This is a genomic window from bacterium (genome assembly GCA_021159335.1).
Lineage (GTDB): Bacteria > UBP14 > UBA6098 > B30-G16 > B30-G16 > JAGGRZ01.
The window spans coordinates 1-10,107 of sequence record JAGGRZ010000025.1; the positions used below are offsets into that span (position 1 = coordinate 1).

A 10,107-nucleotide genomic window follows, 5' to 3' on the forward strand; every position below is an offset into this window, starting at 1 on the left:
TAATTTTTTCGTCAAAACCACACTGCGACTCGGTTAAAATAAACTACTTCCCTGCGAGTGCGCTTTTCATGCCAACAAGGTCAAACCTGGCGCTTTGGGGCACAGAAAAAGAAAATATTAAGGCACCAACCAACACACCCCAGCAACAGACAACCAGCATAAACACGAACGGCTATATAACGCAGGGCATAAGAGTCGATCAGGGAAGCAATCTTAGTTCAACTGGTTCACTAAGACTTGAGGCATATGGAGAATTGCCCATGAATTTTTCCTTTCACGCGCTCCTGTCGGATCAAAATGTTCCCTTTCAACCAGAGGGCACCACACTTGAGCTTAACGAATTCGATAAAATCCTTATAGAACTAAGTTCACCACACCTTTGCGCATCTGTAGGAGACATCGATGCAAACATCAAAGCTGGTGAATTTCTAAATTTCACGCGCAGGGTTCAGGGAGCACTTCTCGCGACAAAATTCGAACACATGAACGCCTCGGGATTCGGTTCCATAAACCGCGGAAAATTCGCATCACAAAGAATATACCCACAGGAGGGAAACCAAGGACCGTATCAACTCTACGGAGCATCTGGCGAAAGCGACATAACGATTCTTGCCGGTACGGAGCGCATATGGTTGAACGGGAAATTGCTCGTTAGAGGTTTGGACAACGATTACACTATCGATTACAATCTCGCCCAGATAATGTTTACTCCCAAGCGTCCGATAAACTCATCAGACATTATTTTCGTTGAGTTTCAGTACATTACGGGCATTTTCAGACAGCAATTCTTCGGCGGACAGATAGCTCTTACTCCAAGCAAAAGTATGTCTCTCGGGATAGGGTTCGCCTCCCAGCTCGACGACAGGAAGCATCCACTATCAGCGATCGACAGCAGCGTAATGGCGGTTCTTACCTCATCCGGCGATTCCGTTCCGGACTCTATCGTTTCCCCGCAAAAACTATGGCTTTTCACATCAAAAGTAGGCTTAAATCTGAATCTGGCGTCCGTATCCATTGAGCAAGCTATTTCCTCATTTGACAGAAACACCTTCTCCATACGAGACGACGAGGACAACATAAGCAACGCTATCGCAATTCAAAGCAAACTCAAAGTTTCTGATGCGCTAAGTCTTGAAGGCAGAGTGCGCTATCTTAGAAAGAACTTCTCGACATTCGGCGTGCTGGAGAAACCCGAGAGCCAAAAACAATGGGGCATCGCGAAATACGCTGGCACCGATGAGCTAACCACAGAATTAGGAGCAAACGCCAAAATCGGCACCGTAAACCTCTCCACAATGGTCGGCAGAAGAAAAGTTGGCGACAAAATTTCACAAAGAGCCTCAGCGGTAATGTCGTATGGTAGCGAACCAATTAGCACGAATGCCAAATTCAACATCGTCAAATTCTCTGGCACGCGAAGAATCACAGCAACTCTTGACGGAAAAACTAAAATATTCAAGAAAAACGGTGCATCTTTAATTTGGAACTGGGAAAACTTCAATGGAGCTGCCGACACAAACCGAATGAACTTAGAGCCCTCAATAAACCTTTCCACGGGAAGCCTCAAGCTGGTTTTTGGCCTGGGTGTGAGGACACAAGACATTCGCAGAGAGAACCGATATAATCCTTTCTATCGAGTATTTTCACCCAAAATAAGCGTCCATCTTCCGGGAGTGAACATTCTGTTCTCAAGGCGTTACTACAACTCTTTCGACTCAGCAGCCGGCAATGACTTCGTGGACAATCTCGTGAAACTTTCCGGACGCAGAGGTTTTAAATGGATTAATGTCGGCTTTGACTACAGCGTTTCAGGAAGCCAGACCGAGGTATTAAAAAAAGTTTACGAAGAGGTCGAACATGGGAGGGGAAGTTACCGTTTTGATGAGCAACTGGGTGAATATATTCCTGACCCCAACGGTGACTATATTCTGCGATACGAGCATACAGGGGAGTTTTCGCGGTCAATAAGAAGCAATGGAAATATTACATTTTCAGCCAATGCGAACCGATACCTCGGTGGAAGCCGGTTAAGCTCTTACTTAAGCTTTAATCTTGCGAACAAGAAGACCGACCTGTTATCATCGCTTCCTTTTCCTGCCACCCTTAGCTCGGACTCGTTATGCTTCGCGAACATGAGCGCAGAATTAAGCGTATCCGCACTTCAATCCAAAAGCGTAAAGCTGGAATTCGTTGCCAGAAACTATACGAACATAAGGCGCGACCTTGCATCAGGTGAGGAGACAAATCGCGAAAGCCAATTCTGGCAAGCAATATCCGGTAGGATAGCGGGATTTTTCGTCAAAGGAAAACTCATCTACACTAAGAAGCGCGCAAAAAGACCCGCTTTAAGGGGTGAGCTCTCCGAAGCCGAAAAGTCCATTGACCTATCAGCGAGCAAAACATTCTTGAGGAAACTGCACACAAACCACTCCATAAGGCTATCACTTGTGTCGGGTTACACGGCAAATACACCCTTTGATGCAAACATCATAAAGTATACCGCCGAGGTCTCAGTTTCGGTTTTTCGGTTAACGGCGAGAACTCATGCTGAACTAATTAATATAGGCTCATCAATGGAAGTTCCACCATACGAGGTTGCAGGTGGTTTCACGCGCGGCTTGAACTACAATCTGACGATCGCGGGTACATATAGAGCCGGCTCAATGACCGACCTTATACTCAACCTAAGAGCCATGAAAAAGTCAATAGCAAAAGCCGATTACGATGTGGAAATACGAATAAGACTTAGATTTTAGGAGCTATCGCTGTTGAAAGTAGTCTTCAACTTTCTTTCTCATATCATCAGAAATTCTTCTCTCGAAGGGCAAAAGTCTGGCGTTAGCTACTTTTTCGACCAAAACTTGCGCAGCGTTAGCAATCTCGACGAGAGCAACATTACAAACCGCGTCGGGCGTATCATAGGGCGAATGAGCTTTGTATTCCACCCCACCCCGTCCAAGAGAAACCGAGGGAACACCATACCGTGAAAACGGCATTCCATCGCTCGAATAGGTCTCCATCTTGACCTCGGCGGGTATTCCATGCTCAAAAAGAGCGGCTTTTACGAAACTCTTAAGTTCATCAGTTCCTATCGTTTTGGCAAAAATGCGAACGAAAGGATTTCCGCCCACATCGAGGTTCACCACTAAATCCATTTTCTCAAGCTCATAAGCATGTAAAGCCACATGTGCTTTACTCCCAAGAAGTCCTTTTTCTTCCGAGCCGCAGAATACAAATCTTACGCGGCGAAAAAACCTTTTACCAAAAAGTTTCTTAGCAACCTCAAGCAATTCAGCGGTGCCGGCAGCGTTGTCCTGCGCTCCTGGCGAACACGGAGTGCTATCGTAATGAGCAGTAAGCACCACGAGTCTTTCTGACTCGCCGGGAAGTTCTGCAATAACATTCTGTGACTCAGACAACTTTACCTCGTGATGTAAGGATAGGCTAACGCTTTCAGGTTCTTCTTCAATAAGTTTTATGGCGTGTTTGTAGGCTATCGAACCCACCATTATTTTTTTGCCAAGGTCCTCTGCAAGAGCCTGCGAAAGCATCATAACCGCCTTTTCGCGATGGTTTGCCACCACCACAAGCACTGCCTTCGCACCAGCCTCAACAAAAAGCTTAAGCCATTTACGCCGCGGCGGATTGGATGTTAAAACTATCATATTTCGCAAAGAATTTTTGTCCACAAGCTCGGGTTCTGGGGCATGAACTATAGTTAACTTCCCCTCCACATCCCCACTTCTCGAAAGACCGACCGGCATTACAGGAAACTCTTTCCCTGAACCAACTAACGCGAGCCTTCCAGTTTTAACGACCGCATCGTAGATATGGAAATGTTCCAACTTCGGCTTATATCCCATCTCAGAAAGCCAGGACGAAATTAACTTTGCAGCTTTAAGTTCCTGTTCACTTCCGCCCCTGCGGACAAAGGTTAGTGCTTTGACATAGTCGATAGGCTGCATCTTAGCCTCCCTCATTTATCTTTTCAAACCTAAGGAAAGAAAAAAATGTTTATTTTCCACTACTATCATGCCACCGAGTGTTCCTATAAGCGAACCCACCACAACATCGGTGGGATAATGCTTTTCAAGATAAATTCGCGACAATGCAACTGAGAACGCGAATATATAAAACGGAATGCGAGCTTTCGGATACTGGTCGCCAAAAACATAAGCAAACGCGAAAGCAGATGCTGAATGCCCCGACGGGAATGATGAGCGACATCGCGGCGTGGACTCCTCACCCGGTCGTTCTCGTCCTACAATGCACTTAAGAATCTGCACGGTCCCCATACTCATGATAAACGCAGCAACATCAAGTTTCGCAGCATCGCGCATTTTACTGTCACCGTAGGCAAGAAGACAGACATCGAGCCCAAGATAATTCCAACTATTGCCGGCGTACGAAGCAACTGAGAAATAAATGTCGGAAAAATTAGACTTGAGTCGCTCGTTAATCCATTTTGATGCATCGTGGTCGAATTTGCCGATATCCCACGCAGCAGAGGTTGACACGACAACTAATATGGCGAAAAATATTTCGAACTTTTTCCTCAATGTATTATTAGCACTTTACCTTTCGCTACGCCGTTTTCTGATGGAGCCACGCATGTGTAAACACCCGCTGCAACCTTTTCGCCGTTCTGATTTGTGCAGTCCCATCGGAACACACCATCATGAGCTTTCCAGTAGGATTCGAAATGTCTTACGAGCTGTCCTGAGGCATCAAATATGAGGAGTGGAGCATCGGACGGAACATCGGCGATGTAGACGGTTGGCAGTATTCCTCGTTCAGCAACAGCTGGATTCGGATATATCCTCAGCGGGCGCACTACGGGACTTTCAGCGTAAGGGGAATGAAGAACTACCGCACCGCCCTCAAAACCAAACCATATATCGCCACTAATGCCATCCGTGAAAACACCGCCAAGCATTATCTCTGAATAAGTATACCCGAGCTTGTCGGAGATTAGGGCAGTTCTATCCTGTGGTGGAGCGGACTCGGAAAATGTGGATTTGAAAGTGGAATAATATCCCTCCCGCAAAAGCACTGCTGCACCATCTATTGTGCCTATCCAAATGTTTCCGTGTTCATCAGCGGCAAGCGATGTTATAGTACCTGATACATCGGCTGGCATGGTTAATTTGACGACTGAACCCGCCTCGTAATAGCAAAGTCCGTCATCAGTACCGAACCAAACCCTGTCCTCGCTATCTATAGTAACCGCTCTAACGAAGGCTGTCGGAAGCTGCTCTCTTAATATAATATATTCGTCATCGAGGGTGTCCTCAATCGTTCCGTGATGCACTATAATCGCTGCACCATCTGTTGTGGCAACGGCAACTTTGTCCCAGCTACACGCTATATCGGTAACGCTTATGCCTGGCAGGGCTTTTGGATATGCGAATCCTATGGCTCCATTCGGATTATTGACTTTTGCGCGGGGCCACACTTTTACAGCCTTGTTATCTCGCGACATATAACACGCTGCCCAAACATTGCCAGCAGGGTCAACTCTTACCCTTGCCACCACGGGATAATTGTCGTTATCGGGCGCTGATGTGTGCAGGCTACTGTTTTTTGCGTTCCATATCTCAACCGTCGAATCAGGATTGAACCTGAGTATACCACTGCCATAAGAACCGAGCCATATTCTGCCTTCGAAATCTTGGGCGCCAGTCATAAGAAGTTGAAAAAAAGGTTTGGCAAGGTTATATACGCTATCGCTCATATATTTTTTAAGTAATCTTACATCAAATTGTCGCCATTGTTCACCATCATACACATTGAATGCCTTCCCGAATGTTGTAAGGACAACTCGACCACCACTAAAAGTTATGTCGGCAACATTCTTTCCAAGAGGTGCATTAAAAAGATGGCTCACTATTTTCCTATCCTCGTATATGAAATATCCATACACTCCTCCTAAAAACCTTTTGCCCTCCACATCAACAAGACCATAAACGCTCGGGAAAGGAGCATCATACGAAATCAATCTGAATCTCCCGCGAGTTTCATCGTAATAATACAACCCCCACTTAGATGTCAACCACAAGGTATCGTTCACGCTTATTAACATTGGCTCTCTGGTTGACAAATCTGAAAATATTATAAGTGTATCACCATGTAGTTTATATACAGACGGGCAACCTGATACAAATTTAGTTCCAACGAACAGGCTGTCGCGATGCACGGTCAGGGAATACGCTCCAAGATATGTTATTGTCGTATCAAGCGAATCTTCCTCGAGCGCCACTATTGGCAACACCTCCCAGCTAAAAGGAGACGATAAGTTTGAATTTATAGACGCTTTAGCCACACCAGCATCGGTAGCAACATATATATATCCATTGTGATATATAACATCATAGGTAGGGCTTTGCGCGGGTAAAAATGCTATATTTTCTATAAATTCAAGAAATTGTATTATGGAAAAAGTATTAGGCACCGGTCTCGATTTTATAAGCCCTCTGCTGGTGCACAGCCACATATATCCATCAAAAACTCGCATTTTATTTATCACGATCGCGTTTCTATATAAATCATCCACGCTATTCCATTTGGTACCATCAAAATATCCAACATATCCATTGCTCGAAGCATACCATATACATCCTCTCGCAGTATCCAGCGATATCACATCAAGACCGCCAATGCCCTCAAGATTGGTATATATTTTACAATCAAACGAATTAGGGTCTAAACGAACCACTCCACCGGAAGTTCCAAACCAAGCATAATTGTTATATCTTATCACACAATGACACTCCTGAGGGCTTGTCCAAACTGTCCAATCACCTGTTATGGATAAGACGGGTGAGAAAAAAAGAATATATAACATCATGATTTTGGGAATTTTACCTCGCATAAATACACCGTTTTTATATACCTTCCCTTGCAGCCAACATTTCCTTCACCTTCATAAGACGCGTGAGGTTACTTCTCTCGAATTCCTCAAGTTTCATTCTTATATACTTTATGGTATCAGTTAGATCAGGTATTAAAACATACTCCAGGGCGTTAACTCTCCTTCTCGTCACATCTATCTCTTTCGCTAAAAGGCTCATTTTTTTCTCAGTTTCAGCCAGTGTTATCAAAAGTTTAAGCGATTCCTCAAGGTCGGATATAGCACTATCAAGTTCGGCAGGAGTATTCAAAATCGAATAAGAAACAGGTTCGCCAACAAAGTCTACTTTAAACTTGGGCACCCGAAGATTGAGAAGTCTCGAACTCTCTATTTTTAGATTAACTCGAATAGCGGGCAAAATGAATATCCCCTCAAGTTCACTCCTGGGAATCGTTCCTGTAGCCAATGTGAATCTTCGCAAGGAATCCACGAACATTTTTTCGGTCCGCTCTCTCAGCCCTCGAATTTGGTCTATAAGCTCAAGAAAGTTGCGCATTAATTCATCCTGCTTATCCTTGAGCAATTTGTGCCCTCTGTAAGCTATCGTTATCCTACGCCTGAGTTTCATCAAATTCATTCTATTCGCACTTACTGGCAGTATAGCCACAATGTCCTCCCAGCGTAAGTTCAAAAGAAAAATAGTTGCAAAGTAAACACAGTCAAGAATAAAGACCAGCTTAGTGCATTCCCTGCGCCCATGCTGGGAAACTTGCCACATCAATCCCCATAGCGGGTATCATTATAAGATACGAAACCAAAAGAACCACTACTATGCCCATCAAATTCATGAAAAAGCCCGTCCTAAACATATCTTTTATTCTAACCTGCCCTGACCCGAAAATAATCGCATTGGGCGGAGTAGCAACATGAAGCATAAACGCACACGAATCTGATATCGTAGCAGGTATCAGTACTAAACGAATGAGCGAGCGCAAATCCACCACCGAAAAGAAGGACTATTCCCCACGGAATGTTAACCGCAGTTCTCCATTCGGGGACTCTGCCGCCATCGCGCGAAGGGAAAATAAACAATACAAGCGCACCCAAAATGGCATAAGACATTTTGCCAAGCGCTTTCAACCCCCCCCTTAAATATTCACGAGATAACCTTTTACTCTCGCCAAATCTAAAAGCCACGAACGAAGGGTAAAATCAAGTCACAGCAATGAAAAATCCGCCTATAAGAAAGAAAGGCAAAGCACAACAGTAAAAACCAAAAATCCGAATAAAACCCAGCTCAACTTCCCCGCTATTTCAGGCGACCTAACCTCGGGCATTATTCAAAATGCATCAAAACAAAAAACGTCAAGTTAACATGCATCAAAAAGCAGAAAATTTTTATTTTCTTCTTGACAAATTGAAGGTTAATATAATTCTTAATCGCAAAAGTTTTAATGCTAAAGGGTTCTATCATGGCTAAGAGAGCAAAAATACAAAGGACACCTATACCAAAGCTCGACCCGAACGAGCGGAAATGGTATGTGGTCGATGCTAAAGGCAAAGTGCTCGGCAGATTAGCAGCACAGATAGCAAGAATACTAAGGGGCAAAAATAAACCTTATTACACCCCTCACCTCGATACAGGCGATTTCGTTATAGTTATTAATGCTCGACATGTGCGGCTTACTGGTAACAAACTTACAAAAAAAGAATTCAGATGGTACACCGGATATCCCGGAGGTTTGCGTTCGATAAAGTACAAGGACCTACTTCAGCGCAATCCGCAGAAAGTTATTTGGCACGCAGTATACGGAATGTTGCCACATAATAGATTGGGAAGAAAACTAATTAAGAAACTTAAAGTTTATGCGGATGAGAACCATCCGCATCAGGCACAAAAGCCAGTGCCACTCGAAATAGAAGCTTAATTGTAAAAAGAGGAAAAAATGGCTCGCGAAGGATTCTACGCTACAGGAAGAAGGAAAGAGGCAACAGCAAGAGTATGGATCTTCCCCAATGGGAAGGGGAGGATAATAATAAATGGCAGAAAGCCAATGCAATACTTCTGTCGAGAGGACCTTATTATTCATCTTATTGAGCCTCTTCGTGCTGTTGAGATGGAAGGCAAATTCGATATCAAAGCGAAAGTTAAAGGCGGCGGTATTTCTGGTCAGGCTGGTGCTGTAAGGCTTGGCATTGCGCGCGCTCTCGTTAAAGCCAACCCTGAGTTCAGACCGATTCTCAGAAAGAAGGGATTCCTGACGAGAGACCCTCGAATGGTCGAGCGTAAGAAGTACGGACAGCCCAAGGCAAGAAAGCGATTCCAGTTCTCAAAGCGTTGATATCGAACAAAAAAATCGCACACCGCACTTTATAGGGGTCTCAGGTTAAAACCTGGGCAATGTTTGGTGCGGTGGAGGCAAACCCCTAATAAGGAGGTATTTGGATGTTTAATGTTACCATCGAGAAGCTCCTCGAAGCCGGCGTTCACTTTGGCCACCAAAAAAGCCGCTGGAACCCCAAAATGAAACCATACATATTCGGCGTTAGAAGCCGAATTCACATTATAGACCTGAAAAAAACGCTGGTAAGGCTTAAAGAAGCCTACGAAGTAATACGCCGGTACGCTGCGCAGGGCGCGACTATACTTTTCGTTGGCACCAAAAAACAAATAAAAGATGTTATCGAAAGCGAGGCCAAAAGAGCCAAAGTATTCTGGGTTTCCGAACGATGGCTCGGCGGAATGCTAACCAACTTTAGAACTATAAGGCAAAGCGTACAAAAACTGCGGCAAATAGAGCGCATGTTCGAGGACGGAACGGTAAAACAGTTAACCAAAAAGGAAGCGAACATCCTTGCAAAGCGTAAGGAAAAACTCTTAAAGGTGCTCACCGGAATCCGCGAAATGACAAGACTCCCCGATATAATCTACATAGTTGACATAGCCCACGAGAAAACGGCGCTCGCAGAGGCAAGAAAACTCGGAATACCTGTTATAGCTATCGTTGACACTAACTGCGACCCGGAACTCGTGGATTACCCCATACCGGGGAACGACGACGCCATAAAATCAGTAAGGCTTATAACCTCAGTTCTTGCTGATGCGATAATAGAGGGCAAAACTGGTGCATTCGTCAGCACTGCATTCGCTGAAGAGGAAACACCTGCGGAAGTGGGCGAGGTAGTCGAACAATCGGGTGATATTTCTGAAGAGAAAGCCGAAAAAACGGTCGAAGAAAAGAAACAGCCTGAACACC

The 10,107-nt window shown here is 44.7% G+C and carries 8 protein-coding genes and 1 pseudogene; 4 read left to right on the top strand and 5 right to left on the bottom strand.

The genetic code is table 11. The features are described 5' to 3' along the window. A partial coding sequence (locus J7J62_01680; protein ID MCD6123868.1) for a hypothetical protein occupies positions 1 to 2,756 on the top strand: 2,756 nt, incomplete at its 5' end. 3 nt (positions 2,757 to 2,759) lie between these two features. On the opposite strand, the gene J7J62_01685 is transcribed toward J7J62_01680, so the two are convergent. The 5 genes and pseudogenes from J7J62_01685 to J7J62_01705 form a co-directional block, all read right to left on the bottom strand. After that, positions 2,760 to 3,980, bottom strand: coding sequence for a M28 family peptidase (locus tag J7J62_01685; GenBank protein ID MCD6123869.1), 1,221 nt, complete (start codon positions 3,978 to 3,980; stop codon positions 2,760 to 2,762). Further along, positions 3,981 to 4,559 carry a phosphatase PAP2 family protein gene (locus tag J7J62_01690; GenBank protein MCD6123870.1) on the bottom strand — a complete coding sequence of 193 codons (579 nt, stop codon included), beginning with the start codon at positions 4,557 to 4,559 and terminating at the stop codon, positions 3,981 to 3,983. Next, the gene (locus tag J7J62_01695) at positions 4,556 to 6,760 is read right to left on the bottom strand and encodes a hypothetical protein (GenBank protein ID MCD6123871.1); all 2,205 of its coding nucleotides are present in this window, start codon (positions 6,758 to 6,760) and stop codon (positions 4,556 to 4,558) included. Before J7J62_01695 ends, J7J62_01690 begins: the two co-directional genes overlap by 4 nt. 124 nt (positions 6,761 to 6,884) lie before the next feature. After that, entirely contained in the window at positions 6,885 to 7,517 is a 633-nt protein-coding gene (locus J7J62_01700; protein MCD6123872.1) for a V-type ATP synthase subunit D, read from the bottom strand. Between the two features lie 70 nt (positions 7,518 to 7,587). Then, positions 7,588 to 7,972 (bottom strand): annotated as a pseudogene (locus J7J62_01705) (anion permease). 350 nt (positions 7,973 to 8,322) lie between these two features. On the opposite strand from J7J62_01705, the gene rplM reads away from it, so the two are divergent. From rplM to rpsB, 3 genes are all read left to right on the top strand, one after another. Beyond that, complete coding sequence (gene rplM / locus J7J62_01710; protein ID MCD6123873.1) at positions 8,323 to 8,778, top strand: 50S ribosomal protein L13; 456 nt, start codon at positions 8,323 to 8,325, stop codon at positions 8,776 to 8,778. A gap of 18 nt (positions 8,779 to 8,796) precedes the next feature. Continuing rightward, a complete protein-coding gene (rpsI, locus tag J7J62_01715) occupies positions 8,797 to 9,192 on the top strand; it encodes a 30S ribosomal protein S9 (protein MCD6123874.1) in 396 nt (131 codons plus the stop codon). 104 nt (positions 9,193 to 9,296) lie between these two features. Then, a partial coding sequence (gene rpsB / locus J7J62_01720) for a 30S ribosomal protein S2 (GenBank protein ID MCD6123875.1) occupies positions 9,297 to 10,107 on the top strand: 811 nt, incomplete at its 3' end.